This is a genomic window from Mesorhizobium sp. M4B.F.Ca.ET.203.01.1.1, from assembly GCF_004791025.1.
Lineage (GTDB): Bacteria > Pseudomonadota > Alphaproteobacteria > Rhizobiales > Rhizobiaceae > Mesorhizobium > Mesorhizobium abyssinicae.
On the sequence record NZ_SRUO01000015.1, the window covers coordinates 125090 to 140293 of the forward strand.

Genomic DNA, 15204 nt, shown 5'->3' on the forward strand with positions numbered 1-15204 from the left:
CGCACTCAAATCGGTTCAGTCCTGGCTTGAAGCGGCTCCTCGACCCCACTGTGGCGCGGGCTGCGCCGCAGCTGGAGCGCTGGCGGCTGGTTCGGCCGGGACGGGCGCCTGCTCGACGTCTGGCGCAGGTTCGGGTTCCCCGTCCGCGCCGGCCAGCAGCGGCACGCCACGGTTGCGCAGGACCAGCACCAGGACGGAGCCGGCGATGATGCCGCCGATGTGGCAGGCCCAGGAGACCTGGTCCTCACCGCCGGCGGCGAACATGACGATCTGGAAGACGATCCACAGGATCAGCGGGATGAAGGCGGGGATGCGCAAGGGAATGCGGGCGAAGGCGAGCACCCAGACCTTCACCCTTGGGTAGAGGATCAGATAGGCGGCGACGACGCCGGCAATGGCGCCGGAGGCGCCGATCAGCGGCACTTGCGAATCCCAGGCCACCAACCCTTGGAAGAAGGCGCCGGCAATGGCGCAGGCGAGGTAGAAGATCAAATAGCGGATATGGCCGAGGGCATCCTCGACATTGTCGCCGAACACCCACAGGAACAGCATGTTGCCGCCGAGATGGAAGATATCGGCGTGCAGGAAGGAATAGGTCAGGTAGCTCAGGCTCTCCGGGATGACGACGAATTCGGGCGAAAGCTCGACCCTGTCATGGACGACGGAGGGGATGAAACCGAGGCCGAGCACCGCGGCATTGGTGAAATCCTCGCCGCCGAGCGTGGTGGCGAAATAGACGAGCACGTTGGCGACGATCAGGCCGATCGTCACATATTGCAGGTGGATGTGACGCAGCCTGTTGGTGTCGTATAGCGGGATGAACATGAGACCCTGGCCCTTCCGCTTCCACGTGGAGTCAGCGGTTCTTGCCGGGAACCCATAACACGTCGGCCTTTCCATTGTCATTGACCGCACGGGCGGCGACGAACAGAAAGTCGGAGACGCGGTTGATGTACTTGATCGCCTCGCGGTTGACCGGCTCGCCGGGGTCCTGCGCCAGCGCCACAATGATCCGCTCGGCCCGCCGCGCCACCGTGCGGGCAAGGTGAAGTGCGGCCGCCGCCGGCGTGCCGCCGTTCAGCACGAAGGATTTGAGCGGCTGCAGTTCCTTGTTGAGGAGGTCGATGTCCTTCTCGACGCGATCGGTCTGCGAGGCGACGATACGCAACGGCTCATAGGCGAGCGGCTTGCCGTCATCCGGCACGGCGAGATCGGCGCCGAGATCGAAAAGGTCGTTCTGGATACGCGACAGCATGGCGTCGATCGAGGGATGGCCGTCAACGGTGTGGATGCGGGCCATGCCGATGCAGGCATTGGCCTCGTCGACCGTGCCGTAGGCGTCGATGCGCAGGTCGGATTTCAGCCGCCGCTCGCCGGTGCCGAGGCCGGTGGTGCCGTCATCGCCGGTGCGGGTGTAGATCTTGTTGAGCTTGACCAAGCGCTGCCCTCCCGAGAGCAATTCCAGGAAAAGTGCGTAGCGGTTTTCCGTCCGGAATTGCGTCAAAACAAATAGATAGAGCGGGTCGGCGATTCTATGAAAAGCTGAACCGCTCGATCGACCGATACCCTCACTTGCGGGTGAAATACACCGCCAGCATGATCAGCACCAAGGCGATGAACTGCAACAGCACGCGCGCCTGCATCAGCTTGTTGGAGGTCATGCTGGAGCCGCCGCGCAACATGTTGATCAGGCCGCGGATCAGCACGAACACCACGGCGAGCATGACGAGGACGGCGAGGATATTGAAGACGGTTGCCATAGTCTGTTTCCAATCAGTTCCGTTCAGGCGCGTTTGGCAAGCAGGCGGTAGAGCATCGACGCCGGCAATATGCGTTTGAGGACCACGCCGATCCTTGCCGGCACCGTTACCACATAGTGTGGGCGCGGGCGCCGCGACAGAAGCGCATGGCGCAAGGCGGTGTGAACCACTTCCGGTCCCGGTTTCAGGCGCGAGACGCTGCCGCCGGCCCTCAGCCTCGCCAGTTGCGCCTCATAGGCGGCGCGATGGACGGAGTGCTCGTGGTCGATGTTCTTCAGGAACCAGAACAGCCCGTTAGAGGCGATCTTCGACGTCACCGGACCCGGCTCGATCAGCGAGACATGGATGCCGCTGCCCTCAAGCTCCTGGTGCAGGCACAGCATCAGGCCCTCCAGCGCATGCTTTGAGGCCGAATAGGCGCCGCGAAAGCGGACCGGCGTCAGGCCGAGGATCGAAGAGCAATGGACGAGCCGGCCATGGCCCTGGCGGCGCATCACCGGCACGATGCGGCGGGTGAGGTCGTGCCAGCCGAAGAGATTGGCCTCGAACTGCTCCTTCAACGCTGAAACCGGCAGGTCCTCGACGGCGCCCGGCTGCGCGTGGGCGCCGTTGTTGAACAACGCGTCTAGCCCTCCGCCGGTGCGCTCCAGCACCGAGGCGACCAGCGCCTCGATCGAGGCGGGCTCGCGATAGTCGAGATAGAAGGTCTCGATGCCGTCGGCCTCGAGCGCGGCGATGTCGGCCGGCTTGCGCGCCGTCGCGAACACCCGCCAGCCTTCCGCCTTCAGCGCCCGCGCGCAATGGGCGCCGATGCCGGAAGAGGCGCCGGTGACGATGATGGTGCGCGGCGCGTTCACGGCGTGGTTTGACCTAGGGTTGCCATTTGCCGCATTCACTTCCCATATTCGCGGCGTCGAGACAATCGAAGGGAACGCGGTACGTGTTGCGGAAGATCGTCGCCCTGCGCCGCGTGCTCTATGACGCGATCGGTCATTTCAACACCGATGACGGCTGGGCGATGGCCAGCCATCTGGCGATTACCTCGCTGATGGCGCTGTTTCCGTTTCTGATCTTCGCCACGACCCTGGCGAGCTTCCTCGGCGCGCAGGCCTTCGCCGACACCGCCGTGCACCTCGTCTTTGACACCTGGCCGGAGCAGATCGCCAAGCCGATCGCGCGCGAGGTGCTGAACGTGCTTACCGTGCGGCGCACCGACCTTTTGACCTACGGCGTGCTGCTTGCCGCCTATTTCGCCTCGAACGGCATCGAGGCGCTGCGCACCTCGCTCAACCGCGCCTATCGCGTGTCGGAAACGCGCGGCATCATCTATCGTCGCGTGCAGAGCATCATCTTCGTGCTGATCGCCACCGCCTGCTTCCTGGCGATCAGCGTGCTCCTGGTGTTCGCGCCGCTTTTGGCGCGGCTGGCCGAGGCCCATCTCGATTGGATCAGGCCCTATATGGGCACGATCACGCTATGGCGTTACGTCATCGCCTCGACGGTCATCGTCATCGGCCTGTTCTCGGTGCATTTTTGGCTGCCGGCGGGCAAGCGCCGCCTGCTTTCGATCGTGCCGGGCATCATCTTCACGCTCGCGGCATGGCTGATCGGCTCGACCATCTTCGCCACCTATCTCGACCATTTCTCGTCCTATGTGACGACCTATGCCGGCCTTGCCTCGATCATGATCGCGGTGGTCTTCCTCTACATCGTCTCGGCGATCTTCATCCTCGGCGGCGAACTCAATGCCGCGATCAGCCGCTATCTCGAGGCGCGCGCCCGCGTCAGTTGAGCCTGTTCCGGATCATGTCCTGGCCGCCGCGCGGTCGCCAGGCCGACGCCGAGCGTGGCGATCGCCATGCCGACGATCTGCAGCAGATTGAGATGCTCGCCGAACAGCGCCCAGGCGATGACCGCGGTGACCGCCGGGACCAGGTAGAACAGCGAGGCGACCTTCGACATCTCGCCGTCGCGGATCATCACCATCAACAGGAAGATGGCGCCGATCGAGAGCACCAGCACCAGCCAGGCCATGGCGAAGATCAGCTCGCCATTGAGGGTGACGATGCGCGTCTCGAAGGCGAGCGAGGCGAGCGCCATCAGCGCGGCGCCGCCGACATACTGCCACATCGTCGCCGTCACCAGGTCGCCGCCGGAGGCGAAGCGCTTCTGCCAGACGGTGCCGGCGCTCATGGCCAGCACCGAGATCAGTGAGGCGGTCAGCGTGGCGGCGGTGACGCCGCCGCCAACGGCTCCGAGCTTCGGCCACAGCACGATGACGACGCCGACGAGCCCGACGGCGAGGCCCGTCCAATGGCGCGGCAGGATCGCCTCGCCGAGGAACTTGCCGGCAAGCACCGCCGTAATCAGCGGCTGCAGGCCGACGATCAGCGCCGAAAAGCCGGCGGGCATGCCCCTGTGGATCGCCCAGAACACGGCGCCGAGATAGACGCCGTGCATCAGCACGCCGGCAAGCGCGGCATGGCAGGCCTCGGCTCGACTCGCCCTCCTCGAGCCGAGCACGATCGTCAGAATTGCGAGCAGGATGGCGGCCAGGATGAAGCGCGCGGCGAGGAAGGTGAAGGGCTCGGCCCAGGGCATGGCATAGCGCGCGCCGATGAAGCCGGTCGCCCAAAGGACGACGAAAGAGGCGGGTATGAACCGCTTGATGCTGTGCATGTTCGGGGAAGGGCCTGTTGCTTCGTGAAGAGGTGACTAGCGAGATTGCTCTAATGCCGTTCAATCCGGCAATCAAAACGAAACGATTGATCCATAAGCTCATCCGAATTCAACATAGGGCGCCACGGCAACCGACAAGTTGTCGATGGATCAAGGGGCATGGCGTTCAGCGCGCCATGGGCAGGCATGCTTTTGCATCTCGACACGAGCTGGCTGCTGATGACGGTTGCGACCGTCGCCGTCTTCGGCTTCTTCTTCGGCACCGCGCTTGACGCCATCATGCAGGACGACGGCTTCGGCTCGACCGGCAACACGCTGCTGTTCACGGCCGGCTTCTTCCTCGCGGTGATCGTCGCCAATGAACACGGCATCAGCCTCAGGGACCTCAAGATCGCGGTCGCCTGGGGCCTGGGCGGCGCCTTCACCTTCATCAGCAGCATGGCGCTGATAAAGGCCGGCCTGGCGCGTTGGTGATATTCAGGTGAGGCCGGCCTGCGAACGGCAGGCTCCTGTGCCTGTACGGCGCCGTGCGTCCTGTTGGACGCGCTAAGGACGCCGTACCACTTATGCCAGGCGGCCTGACCTGAATCTCAGCATACCCACCTCGAAGAATCCTAGAGACCGACCAGCCGCCGGACGTCGTCCGGCGACGCGCCGGCTTGCCTGAGCGCGGCGAGGCCGGTGTCGCCAAGGCTCTTCGACAGCTTGCGACCATCAGGGCCGAGGATCAGGCGGTGGTGGAAATAGGCCGGCTGATCGAGGCCGAGCAGGTCCTGCAGCAGGCGTTGAACGCTGGTCGCCAGGAACAGGTCCTGGCCACGCACGACTTGGCTGATGCCTTGCAGGGCATCGTCGACGACGACTGCGAGGTGGTAGCTGGTCGGGATGTCGCGCCGCGCCAGGATCACGTCGCCCCAGTCGCGCGGCCGCGCCTCGATGCGCCGCCTGGCCCCTAGCGTCGCATCGCTGAATTCGGTCCAGGACAGGTCGCTCGAGACACGCGCCATCGCCTTTTCGATATCCAGCCGCCAGGCGAAGGGGGCGTTCTCGGCGATCCGCCGCTTGCGTTCGCTGATCGGCAAGGCCTTGTCCATGGCGGGATAGAGCGGCACGCCATCGGGGTCGCGGGGCCAGTCGCGGCCACGCTTGTCGCTGTCGGCGATATAGGCCCTGATCTCGCCACGGCTCATGAAGGCAGGGTAGACGAGCTCCTCGCCGACCAGCCGGTCGAGCACCGCCTGGTATTCCGCAAAATGGTCCGACTGGCGGCGCACGGGCCGCTCCCACTCCAGCCCCAGCCATTCCAGATCGCGATAGATGCCGGCTTCGAATTCCGGCGTGCAGCGCGTCGTGTCGATGTCCTCGATGCGCAGCAGCAGACGCCCACCCGCCGTCTCCGCCAACCTCTGGTTGAGCAGCGCCGAATAGGCGTGGCCGAGATGCAGGTCGCCATTCGGGCTCGGCGCGAAGCGGAATGTCAGCAGCGTCATCTCTTTGGCGGCAATCGGGTTGTGCGGCGCTTTCGCCGGTTGCTACTTTGCACGGCCATCAATTGCCACTTCGTGCGCGTCCTGGAAACAAGCAAGCATGCAACGCATCGCCAGTCTCGACGATATCGCGCAAGGGCTGGACGCGCTCTGCCTGCTCGACCCGCGGCTGGAGAAGGTGCGCGGCATGGCGGGCGAGGTGCCGCTCAGGCTTTCCGAGCCTGGGTTCAGGAGCCTGGCCTCGATCATCGTCTCGCAGCAGGTGTCGCGCGCTAGCGCAGACGCGATCTTCGGCCGGCTGGTGCGGCTGCTCGATCCACTGACGCCGGAGGCGGTGCTTGCCGCCGGCGAGGACATCTTTCGCGAGGCCGGGCTGTCGCGGCCGAAGCAGCGCGGCCTGATCGCTGTCGCCAGCGCTGTCGCCGAAGGTCTCGACCTCCATCATCTTTGCCGGCTCGATGCCAATGAGGCGATCACGGCGATGACGGCGGTGCCCGGCATCGGTCCGTGGACGGCGGAATGCTACCTGCTGTTCGCCGCCGGCCATCCCGACGTCTTCCCGGCGCGGGACGTCGCGCTGCAGAGCGCGGTCGGCCACGCGCTGGGCATCGACCCGCGTCCGCCGGAGAAAACGCTTATCCGCCTCGCCGAATCATGGAGCCCGTGGCGAGGTGTCGCGTCGCGGCTTTTCTGGGCCTACTACCGTGAGACGCGGGGCAGGGACGCCGCGCCACCGGCGTAAATCCGTAAAAAAGCCCTAAAATCATGCGTTTTTGACATTTCGGGCGCGCGACAATCCGCTTCACATCCCTGTCATGTCGGGCTTACAGTATCCGCGCCGATCGGTTACGGCGCCGCGCATCCGGTTGGATGCGAAAAAGACGCCGTAAGACTTTTGAAGTTGCGCATGATCCTTTCGATTTTCGGGGTCATGCGCGGAGCCAAGGAGGTCAACGACGTGACGGTTGCCGTATCTCCGGATGGGCTTCCAGCACTGGTGCTGAACGCGGACTACCGTCCGCTCAGCTATTACCCGCTGTCGCTCTGGTCATGGCAGGATGCCATCAAGGCGGTGTTCCTCGACCGGGTGAACATCGTCGCCGAGTACGAGCATGCCGTCTCCTCTCCGACCTTCTCGATGAAGCTGCCCAGTGTCGTCAGCCTGAAGGCCTATGTGAAGCCGTCGAGGCATCCGGCCTTCACCCGCTTCAACGTCTTCCTGCGCGACCGTTTCCAGTGCCAGTATTGCGGCACGCCTGACGACCTGACCTTCGATCATGTCATCCCGCGCCATCGCGGCGGCGCCACGACCTGGGAGAATGTCGTTGCCGCCTGCTCGCCCTGCAACCTCAGGAAGGGCGGCATGATGCCGGCGCATGCCAAGATGTGGCCGCTGCAAAAGCCCTATCAGCCGACGGTGCACGACCTGCACAACAACGGCCGCCTGTTCCCACCCAACCATCTGCATGAAAGCTGGATGGATTATCTCTACTGGGATGTCGAACTGGAGCCTTAGAGTTCGGCACAAATCCGCGAGCCCGGCCGTCTGCCGCAGCTTTCTGCGCTTCCGGTGCTCACGTACTTAAGTACGCTCCGCTCCGGTTCTCGAAAGCCGCACCAGCCAATCCGGGCTGGCGAATTTCTGGACGAACTCCGTGTTGCGCTCTTCAATTCAATCCCGCGCGAACGCGCTGCGAAAGGCGACAGCGGCGAGGATGAAGCTGGCGATGGCGTTCCAGCCGGCCAGCGACAGGCCGAGGATGCGCAGCGCCGCCTTGTCGCAGGAGGGCGGTACGAACTTGTCGAGCGCGTCGAGCACGCCCTTGCCGCCGGTGTCGACCGGGCCGGCGCCGGCGGTGCAGTCTGCCGGGCCCTGCCACCAGGCCCATTCGACGCCGGAGTGATAGACGCCGAGATAGAGGCCGTAGAGCATCAGCAGGCCGCCGAGGCCAAGCAGGCCGCGCGTCAGCCACGCCGGCGCCTTGAGCAGCGAGGCGATCACCGCCAGCAGCATCAACGGCGCGCCGATGTAGTAGGGGGTGCGCTGCTCCAGGCAGAGATGGCAGGGGATGTAGCCGCCAATGTACTGGAAGGCGAGCGCCGAGCCGAGGGTGGCGGCCATGGCGACGGCGAGAAACAGCGCCGCCCGCGTCCGCTGGCGTCCGGTGTCGGCATTCATGATCGCTGTCATCGAAGGTGGTCCGTTGGCTTGGTCGCTAGAGCATGATGCCGAAAAGTGTGAAGCGCTTTTCGGGCGACATCATGCTCTATCTCTTTGCTTTAGGGCCGGATTCAGATTTCAGGTCGATTCGTCCTGAAATCATCCGGCTCCAGATTTGTTTTGACGCAATTCCGGACGGAAAACCGCTACGCACTTTTCCTGGAATTGCGCTAGGCGTGGGCGTATCTGACGAGGATATAGAGCAAAATAAGGGCAGCGGCGCCGGCGCCGACGATCATGCCGAGGCGCTTCTCGATGAACTCCTTGATCGATTCGCCATAGCGACGCAGCAGCCAGGCCAAGAGCAGGAAGCGGGCGCCGCGCGCAACGATGGCAAGGCCGATGAACAGCAGCAGATTGACGCCGATGACGCCGGACAGGATCGTCACCACCTTGATCGGCGGCAAATGCGCGGCGCCCGAGGTGATCAGCATCAGGATGATGAAGCCGATGCCGGAAGACGTCCGCAATGCCTCGAACTCGTCGTACTTGCCGTAGAATTCGAGGATCGGCTTGGCCACCGCCTCATAGGCGTAGTGGCCGATGAACCAGCCGAAAATGCCGCCCAGCACCGAGGCGACGGTGGCGATCAAGGCATAGCGATAGGCGCGCTCCGGCTTCGACAGCGCCATCGGCAGATAGAGCACGTCGGCCGGCACCAGGAAGACGGAGCTTTCGACGAAGGCGATGAAGGCCAGCCACCATTCGGCCGATTTGCGCGCTGCCAGCGAGAGCGTCCAGTCGTAAAGTCCGCGAAGCATCGGCTCTCCTGTGATTTCGCCGCCCTTCAGGCTCTGGGCCCGGCATGTCGGGCGACATGCATCGGCGCGCCGCTTGTCTAGAAAGATTTTCCGCGCCGCACAATGGCAGCACCTTCACGAAACCGAAAGGTGAAGTTTGGTCGCGGGCAGTGCGGATCGGGAAACTCGCCAGTTGACGAACAGGCCCGCAACCGTATAGTCCGCGCCCATCCAGGCCGCCCGGCCTGAGCCCCTATGGCGGAATTGGTAGACGCGCTCGACTCAAAATCGAGTTCCGCAAGGAGTGCTGGTTCGATCCCGGCTAGGGGCACCATTGACCGCCAGTCGTTGCAAGACCTTCAAGGACCTGGACTCCCGAGAGGTGCATAGCGAGGTCGAGCAGACCCCGCGGGAGATGTTCCAAGAACCGCACCTGAACGCCCGAGCTTGATCATAGTTGACCGCCTCCGGCGAGGACGGCTTTGTTCCGCTGCAGCAGGCGCGGTTTGCCGGTGGGGTTCTTGTTGTGATGGTATTCTGGTCCTCAAGGGATAGGCCCGGTCGACCGCGATTGTGGTCAACTCGGGCACCACGCTTGGGAGGAACCTCGCGATGGCGCGTTTTGCCCACCTTGCCCTCGTCTTCGCCTTGGGATTGTCGCCTGGAATTGCACTGGCTGGGGAGCCTTTCGTCCCAAGCTGGATCAAAAACGATCCCGCGGCCAAGAAGGTGGCCATCGAGATCGTAGCCGACTGGAACCAGATCGAGCGGTACCGCAGGGACAACATCCGGACCGACATCATCGACTTCAACGGCTACTGGGGCGGCAATCTCACGATCATCGTGCCGGAAGACTGGTCGGTGCAGATCGATTTCATCAATGGCTCCTCGAATTTCTGGCACGGCCTGATGGTGGCCAGAGTCTATGCCCAGTCGGAGATGCCAGTGAAGTTGAAGGCCGAGGATGCGATCTGGGGAGCGTACACCACCCCGCTGGAGGGGATCAAAATCAATGAGAAGCGACAGCTCAACTTTGTTGCGCAGCAGACAGGCAGCTATTTCCTCGCCTGTCCGAGACAGACACACCTGATGGACGGACACTGGATCGGTTTCGAGGTGAAAGGCAAACTCGAACGGGCCGCGGCAATCGTCCATGAAGATCAATTTCCGCAGGAGCAGCCCCCGGGACGTCCATAGATCCGCGCGAGCGTCGCTGCAGCCTGACTGGGCACCGTTGACGGCGGTTTGAGCAGCGGGGACCGGGTGGGGGGCTTGGGGTTGGTCCCCGCTGCCTTGAGCTGCCTTCGCGGGTGGCAGCACAACCAAATGGCGACTGGGCAATGACAGGACCCTGACAGGCGAGCTTTGGGGGCCTGTCAGTCTTACGACGGCTGATGCCGCCCGGGGCCAGCCGGGCGGATGTCTCAAGGTGCGGCCGGGGACGGAGCTTCAAAACGTTGCGACTTCCGTAACCCCAACCGCACACCTGGCCTGACGTACGTGCCCACCCGGTGACGGGTGCCCACCCAATGACCCCAGCGTCAAGCGACAGGTCATTTGTAGCCGATATGGACCGCCGCCAAATCGCCCGCTTGAGCTAGCGCGGATAGACAATTCGGGTCAGCGGGCCTCAGCGCGGTAAAAGGAGGGGGCCGCAATGCCCCGGTGCGGGCAAGATCTGCGGCCGGCAAACCTACCGCTCCGTGAAAGCACGCGCGAAGGAATCGAGCATTGGCCGGGCGAGATACTCGAAGAAGGTCCGGTCGCCGGTGTTGATGAACGCCTCGACCGGCGTTCCCGGATAAAGCTGCTCCGCTTTCACGCCGGGCGGCAGCTGGTCGGCAATCTTCAGCCTGGCGCGGAAATAGGGCTCGTGCGTCGCCTGGTCGATCAGCCGATCGGCGGAAATCTGCGTCACGGCGGCCGAGACCTCCGGCGTCAGCCGCGTGTTCAAGGCCGCCAACCGCAGCTTCGCCGGCTGACCGACACGCACGTCGTCGATGTCCTTCGGCCGCAGCTTGGCATCGACGATGAGACCCGACGCGGTGGGCAGGATCTCCATGATCTTTTCGCCGGGGGCGATCACGCTGCCCGTGGAATTATAGGTCGACGACACCACGATGCCCGCCGCCGGCGCCTTGATCGTCGTGCGCTGAAGCACCGCCTCGGCGGCGCGCATCTGTTCCTCGATGTCGGCCAGATTGGTGCGAACCTCGTCCAGCTTGGTAAGGGCCTCCTCGACGCGCTGCGTGGTCGCCCGCTCGATCTGCTGCTCGGCTTCGACGATCTGCGTGTTGGCCGCCGCGAGATTGGCTTCCAGCGCTCCGGCCTGGCCGACGAGATCGGCCTGCGAGCGCAGAAGCTGCGAATATTCGGTGCGATTGGTGAGGCCCTGGTCCAGCAGGCTGGTCTTGATGCCAAGCTCCTTCTTCACCACCTCGGCCTGTTGTTGAACGGCCTGCTTTTGGGCGTTCAAGCCAATGACGGACTGGCGATGCATGGCGACACGCTGGGCGAGGATCGCTTGTTCCGAGCGGAAGCGGGCGAGCCTGGCGGCGAATTCCTTCCGCTGTTCCCGCACCAGATTTTCGAAGTCCTGCTGGAAAGGCACCGGCGCGGCGCCGATGATCGGCGCCAGCCCGTCCAGTCCGTCGCGCTCGGCCTCCAGCCGTGCAGCACTCGCCCTGAGCGCTATCGACTGTCTCGTCAGCCGGTTGAGGTCGGCCTGCGCTGCCGTTCGATCAAGCAGGATCAGCGGCTCACCCTGCCGCACGCGGTCGCCTTCATGGACCAGCAACTGATTGATGATGCCGCCCTCGGAATGCTGGATGAGGATGTTGCCGCCGGTCGCCGCGATCGTGCCCTGCGTGATCACCGCGCCGGCAAGCGGCGCGCTCACGGCCCAATAGCCGAAGCAGCCGGCCAGCAGCGCTGTCGCCGCGTAGCCAGTCAAGGCCACGCGCCGGAAGTCGGTGCGGGGCTGCGTTTCGAGGGTGAGGCGCCCGACGGCCATGGCTAGGACCCGAAGCGGATGCTGTGCGGACGGATGGTCGAGGCGAAGGATCCGGTCACCACCGTGTTCGGCTGTGCGGCCGGGCCCTTGCCGGTCACCGGCTGCCGCAGCACCTCGCCGCTCGGACCAAAAGCCTCGATCACGCCGCCGCGCAAAAGCATCACGCGGTCGCAGGCCGCGGCGATCGAAGGACGATGCGTGATCACGATCGTCGTCACGCCGGCTGCCCGCGCTGCGGCAAGCGCCGCCTCGAGCGCCATCTCGCCGCCGCCGTCGAGATGGGTGCTGGGCTCGTCCAGCACGAGGATGCGCGGATTGCCGTAGAAGGCGCGCGCCAGGCCGATCCGCTGGCGCTCGCCGCCCGACAGCGTCCTGTCCGATGGACCGACCACGGTCTGGTAGCCGTCGCGCAGCGCCAGGATCAGCTCATGCGCCCCGGCGCGCCCTGCCGCCGCGATGATCGCCGGGTCGGCCGCTTCAGGGTCGAAACGGGCGACATTGTCTCCGATCGATCCGGGAAAGAGCTCCACCTCCTGCGCCAGATAGCCGATGTGCCGGCCTAGCTGGTTTTCGTCCCACGTCCTGAGGTCAGCGCCGTCGATCCGCACCGAGCCGCCGGTCGGCTGGGCGGCACCGACAAGCAATCGCGCCAGCGTGGATTTGCCGGCGCCGCTCGGGCCGACGATGGCGACCGCTTCGCCGGCGCCGATCTGGAAGTTCAGCCGCTTGAGGATGGGCTCCGCGCCTAGCGGGGTATTCGGCGCGATGAAGAAAACATCCTGCGCGGAGATCGCGCCGGAGGGATCGGGCAGGGTGAGCTTGCGCGCTTTCGCCGGATGCGCCGCAAGCGCTGTCGCCAGCCGCTTCCACGCCCGCCTTGCGTCGACGATCTGCCGCCAGGATCCGATCAACTGGTCGAGCGGCTGCAGCGCGCGCGACGACACCAGCGAGGAGGCGAAGATCATGCCGGCCGTCATCTGTCCCTGCAGCACCAGCCAGGCGCCGGCGCCGAGGATCGCCAGCTGCAGCATCATGCGCAGCGCCCGCGACGCGCCGCTGAAAATCGCGTTGGCGCTCGAGGAGCGGTCATGCAGGATGAGCGCTTCCCCGACGTGCCGTCCCCAGACCCGGGCGGCGTTCTCGATCATGCCCATGGCGCGCAGCGTTTCGGCATTGCGCTCGAAGGCCTGCTCGGCCCGGCTGGCGAGCGCCGAGCGCTCGGCGGACAAGGCATCGTTCCTGCCGATCGCAAGCTGGTTCGCCACCACCAGGAGAAGCAAGAGCACGGCGCCGGCGAGCGTCAGCCAGAACAGCACCGGATGGATGAGATAGAGCAGAGCGAGGAAGGCGGGCGCGAAGGGAAGGTCGAACAGCACCGCCACGCCGCGCGACCTGATGAAGGCGCAGACCGAGGCAAGATCGCGCAGCGGCGACAGGCCGCCAGCATATCTGGCGCCGAGCGAGGCGGCGAATGTGCTTGCGCCCAGCGTCCGGTCGACGGTGGCTGCAATGCGCTGCGAGTAGATGGCGCGGACGGCGTCCAGGAAGCCGAGGAAGGCGAGCGCGAGAACGGCGATCACCGACAGATAGGCAAGCGTCTCGACGCTGGAGGAGGGCAGTACGCGGTCATAGACCTGCAGCAAATAGAGCGGGATGACCAACAGCAGGATGTTGATCAGCAGCGAGAACAGGCCGACATCGGTGACGGCGCGCACGAACACCGCACGAAGGCTCGAGCTTCCGGCCTTTCCCGCATCGACCAACGGATCATGACCCCGGGACATGGCGCCGGTCCGCCTAGACAGTGTGTTCGCCTGTCGTGCTCAGGTGGCTCTGCTGCAAATCGTCCAGCGTGTAGGCGCGGATATAGTCGATCTTCATTTCGGCCGGCGTGGCGAGATGGTCCGGCGGTGCGCCGGCCTGACCGCCGATCGCGAGATCGACCAGCATGTACATCGGCTTGTTCATGTCGGACGGCGTCGCCACCTCCGCCACCTGCACGCCGTCATAGGTCCACACCAGCTTGTCCGGCGTCCACAACAGGCCGTAGGTGTGGAAGCCGTCGGTGTCGGACACATTCACCGTCGACCCGACCTTGGTGTGGGTCCCCGTCTGATTTGTGTGCGCGGTCATCAGCAGCGCGTTCGGGCTCTGGCCGTACATTTCCACCACGTCCAGCTCCGGCGGCCACGAGCCGTCTTCCGGAAGCAGCCAGAAGGCCGGCCAGGCGCCGGTGTTTTCCGGCAGGTCGGCCCGCATTTCGAAATAGCCATAGGTCTGCGAGAAGGTGTCGTGCGTCGTCAGGATGCCGGAGGTGTATTCATAGTTGTTGATCAGCGGCTTGATGTCGGCCGGCGCCTGTGCGGCGGTGATCGTCAGCACGCCGTTGTTGATGCTGAACGGATGGACCGAGCTCGTCGGGGCGTAGTTGGCGTCGATATACCATTGCAGCTCGTTGTTCTGGGTGAGCGTGCTGCCGTTCGGCTGCCCCCACCAGAAATTGGTATCCCAGGTGCCGCCTTGGCTGTTGTGAAGGCTGAGCGTGTTGAAATTGTCGGAGAAGGACAACGTCATGCCGGACTTGTCGATCGGCAGATCGAACTGGCCGGCCGACAGCTTGTCGACGGTGGTGTTGTTGAACACCAGCACCTCATCCGATCCGAGGTTCAGCAGGAGGTTCGGCCCCGACTGGATCATGTGCGCCTTGACGTCGTCGAACGACATGAAGTCGTAGCCGTTGAGGCGAACGGTGTCGTCGGCGCCGAAATCGGCGATCAGGTCGCTGCCATTGCCCTTGGTGATGATGAACGTGTCGGCGCCGCCGCCGCCGATCAGGACATCGTTGCCCTTGCCGCCGTCAAACGTCTGGCTGCTGGTGCCGCCCTTGATGATGTTGTCGAGCGAATTTCCGAAGGCATATTTGTTGGCGCCGGTGACGACCAGGTTCTCGAAATTGTCGGGGAGCTTGTAGCTCATCCAGGTGTCGATCGTGTCGATGCCCTGCCCGGGCAGCTCGACGGCCCGGTTGATCGTCGAATAGAGGTGGTAATAGTCGTCGCCAGCGCCGCCATACATGGTGACGTTGACGCTGGTGTCGCCCCAGAATGAATCGTTGCCGGACGTGCCGCGCAGCTCCGGTCCGGCTCCGGTTGCGGAGTACCAATGGGTGGAAGCGCCGGTGTAGGGAAGGGGAATGCCTTTGGCGTTGACGACACTGGTCATCGGACGATCCTTCCTCGGAATGCCGGCCTGTTCGAGCCGCTCGATGGGAGTTCAAGCGACCGCTTACGGACCAACGTTGTAG

General features: G+C 64.5%; 16 protein-coding genes and 1 tRNA gene. 6 read left to right on the top strand and 11 right to left on the bottom strand.

Annotated elements, in window-relative coordinates; all coding sequences use genetic code 11:
- Positions 1 to 15: 15 nt before the first annotated feature.
- The 4 genes from EN846_RS26210 to EN846_RS26225 all read right to left on the bottom strand — a co-directional run bounded on the left by EN846_RS26210 (position 16) and on the right by EN846_RS26225 (position 2617).
- A complete protein-coding gene (locus tag EN846_RS26210) occupies positions 16 to 825 on the bottom strand; it encodes a rhomboid family intramembrane serine protease (RefSeq protein ID WP_127393211.1) in 810 nt (269 codons plus the stop codon).
- A gap of 31 nt (positions 826 to 856) precedes the next feature.
- Positions 857 to 1438, bottom strand: a complete 582-nt coding sequence (locus EN846_RS26215; RefSeq protein WP_135913971.1) for a cob(I)yrinic acid a,c-diamide adenosyltransferase — start codon at positions 1436 to 1438, stop codon at positions 857 to 859.
- Positions 1439 to 1568: 130 nt separating this feature from the next.
- A complete protein-coding gene (locus EN846_RS26220; protein WP_126058117.1) occupies positions 1569 to 1760 on the bottom strand; it encodes a twin transmembrane helix small protein in 192 nt (63 codons plus the stop codon).
- A gap of 23 nt (positions 1761 to 1783) precedes the next feature.
- Entirely contained in the window at positions 1784 to 2617 is an 834-nt protein-coding gene (locus EN846_RS26225) for an SDR family oxidoreductase (protein ID WP_127284366.1), read from the bottom strand.
- An 83-nt stretch (positions 2618 to 2700) separates the two neighbouring features.
- On the opposite strand from EN846_RS26225, the gene EN846_RS26230 reads away from it, so the two are divergent.
- Positions 2701 to 3552, top strand: a complete 852-nt coding sequence (locus tag EN846_RS26230) for a YihY/virulence factor BrkB family protein (protein ID WP_127284367.1) — start codon at positions 2701 to 2703, stop codon at positions 3550 to 3552.
- Here the strand turns inward: EN846_RS26230 and EN846_RS26235 are convergent.
- The gene (locus EN846_RS26235; protein WP_128346460.1) at positions 3522 to 4439 is read right to left on the bottom strand and encodes a DMT family transporter; all 918 of its coding nucleotides are present in this window, start codon (positions 4437 to 4439) and stop codon (positions 3522 to 3524) included. The two genes, EN846_RS26230 and EN846_RS26235, sit on opposite strands and share 31 nt — an antisense overlap.
- Positions 4440 to 4598: 159 nt before the next feature.
- On the opposite strand from EN846_RS26235, the gene EN846_RS26240 reads away from it, so the two are divergent.
- Positions 4599 to 4913 (top strand): hypothetical protein, encoded by a 315-nt coding sequence (locus EN846_RS26240; RefSeq protein WP_245493400.1) that lies wholly within the window; start codon positions 4599 to 4601, stop codon positions 4911 to 4913.
- A gap of 140 nt (positions 4914 to 5053) precedes the next feature.
- Here the strand turns inward: EN846_RS26240 and gluQRS are convergent, their stop codons facing one another.
- Positions 5054 to 5929 (bottom strand): tRNA glutamyl-Q(34) synthetase GluQRS, encoded by an 876-nt coding sequence (gene gluQRS / locus EN846_RS26245; protein WP_127392567.1) that lies wholly within the window; start codon positions 5927 to 5929, stop codon positions 5054 to 5056.
- A 97-nt stretch (positions 5930 to 6026) separates the two neighbouring features.
- Between gluQRS and EN846_RS26250 the strand changes: the two genes are divergently transcribed.
- Together EN846_RS26250 and EN846_RS26255 are read left to right on the top strand one after the other, a co-directional pair.
- Positions 6027 to 6668, top strand: a complete 642-nt coding sequence (locus EN846_RS26250; protein ID WP_127284370.1) for a DNA-3-methyladenine glycosylase — start codon at positions 6027 to 6029, stop codon at positions 6666 to 6668.
- 216 nt (positions 6669 to 6884) lie between these two features.
- A complete protein-coding gene (locus tag EN846_RS26255; RefSeq protein WP_010911702.1) occupies positions 6885 to 7442 on the top strand; it encodes an HNH endonuclease in 558 nt (185 codons plus the stop codon).
- Positions 7443 to 7598: 156 nt separating this feature from the next.
- Here the strand turns inward: EN846_RS26255 and EN846_RS26260 are convergent, their stop codons facing one another.
- Entirely contained in the window at positions 7599 to 8117 is a 519-nt protein-coding gene (locus EN846_RS26260) for a disulfide bond formation protein B (protein WP_127392566.1), read from the bottom strand.
- Between the two features lie 200 nt (positions 8118 to 8317).
- Positions 8318 to 8908 (bottom strand): YqaA family protein, encoded by a 591-nt coding sequence (locus EN846_RS26270; protein WP_127392565.1) that lies wholly within the window; start codon positions 8906 to 8908, stop codon positions 8318 to 8320.
- Between the two features lie 228 nt (positions 8909 to 9136).
- On the opposite strand from EN846_RS26270, the gene EN846_RS26275 reads away from it, so the two are divergent.
- Both EN846_RS26275 and EN846_RS26280 read left to right on the top strand, forming a co-directional pair.
- Positions 9137 to 9221 (top strand) — tRNA-Leu (locus EN846_RS26275).
- 278 nt (positions 9222 to 9499) lie between these two features.
- Positions 9500 to 10084: a sulfocyanin-like copper-binding protein gene (locus tag EN846_RS26280; RefSeq protein ID WP_127392564.1), complete on the top strand. Its 585-nt coding sequence runs from the start codon at positions 9500 to 9502 to the stop codon at positions 10082 to 10084.
- Between the two features lie 496 nt (positions 10085 to 10580).
- Here EN846_RS26280 and EN846_RS26285 read toward each other — a convergent pair whose 3' ends face one another.
- The 3 genes from EN846_RS26285 to EN846_RS26295 are packed head-to-tail and all read right to left on the bottom strand — an operon-like array spanning position 10581 to position 15122.
- The gene (locus tag EN846_RS26285) at positions 10581 to 11900 is read right to left on the bottom strand and encodes an HlyD family type I secretion periplasmic adaptor subunit (protein WP_127392563.1); all 1320 of its coding nucleotides are present in this window, start codon (positions 11898 to 11900) and stop codon (positions 10581 to 10583) included.
- Between the two features lie 2 nt (positions 11901 to 11902).
- Positions 11903 to 13684, bottom strand: coding sequence for a type I secretion system permease/ATPase (locus tag EN846_RS26290; protein WP_135859408.1), 1782 nt, complete (start codon positions 13682 to 13684; stop codon positions 11903 to 11905).
- A gap of 13 nt (positions 13685 to 13697) precedes the next feature.
- The gene (locus tag EN846_RS26295; RefSeq protein ID WP_128346994.1) at positions 13698 to 15122 is read right to left on the bottom strand and encodes a family 16 glycosylhydrolase; all 1425 of its coding nucleotides are present in this window, start codon (positions 15120 to 15122) and stop codon (positions 13698 to 13700) included.
- Positions 15123 to 15204: the final 82 nt, after the last annotated feature.

Excerpts from the sequence above, each read along its gene's own strand:
- EN846_RS26210 (WP_127393211.1), bottom strand. The coding sequence starts at position 825 with ATGTTCATCCCGCTATACGACACCAACAGGCTGCGTCACATCCACCTG.
- EN846_RS26220 (WP_126058117.1), bottom strand. The coding sequence starts at position 1,760 with ATGGCAACCGTCTTCAATATCCTCGCCGTCCTCGTCATGCTCGCCGTG.
- EN846_RS26235 (WP_128346460.1), bottom strand. The coding sequence starts at position 4,439 with ATGCACAGCATCAAGCGGTTCATACCCGCCTCTTTCGTCGTCCTTTGG.
- EN846_RS26240 (WP_245493400.1), top strand. The coding sequence starts at position 4,599 with ATGGCGTTCAGCGCGCCATGGGCAGGCATGCTTTTGCATCTCGACACG.
- gluQRS (WP_127392567.1), bottom strand. The coding sequence starts at position 5,929 with ATGACGCTGCTGACATTCCGCTTCGCGCCGAGCCCGAATGGCGACCTG.
- EN846_RS26250 (WP_127284370.1), top strand. The coding sequence starts at position 6,027 with ATGCAACGCATCGCCAGTCTCGACGATATCGCGCAAGGGCTGGACGCG.
- EN846_RS26260 (WP_127392566.1), bottom strand. The coding sequence starts at position 8,117 with ATGACAGCGATCATGAATGCCGACACCGGACGCCAGCGGACGCGGGCG.
- EN846_RS26270 (WP_127392565.1), bottom strand. The coding sequence starts at position 8,908 with ATGCTTCGCGGACTTTACGACTGGACGCTCTCGCTGGCAGCGCGCAAA.
- EN846_RS26280 (WP_127392564.1), top strand. The coding sequence starts at position 9,500 with ATGGCGCGTTTTGCCCACCTTGCCCTCGTCTTCGCCTTGGGATTGTCG.
- EN846_RS26285 (WP_127392563.1), bottom strand. The coding sequence starts at position 11,900 with ATGGCCGTCGGGCGCCTCACCCTCGAAACGCAGCCCCGCACCGACTTC.
- EN846_RS26290 (WP_135859408.1), bottom strand. The coding sequence starts at position 13,684 with ATGTCCCGGGGTCATGATCCGTTGGTCGATGCGGGAAAGGCCGGAAGC.
- EN846_RS26295 (WP_128346994.1), bottom strand. The coding sequence starts at position 15,122 with ATGACCAGTGTCGTCAACGCCAAAGGCATTCCCCTTCCCTACACCGGC.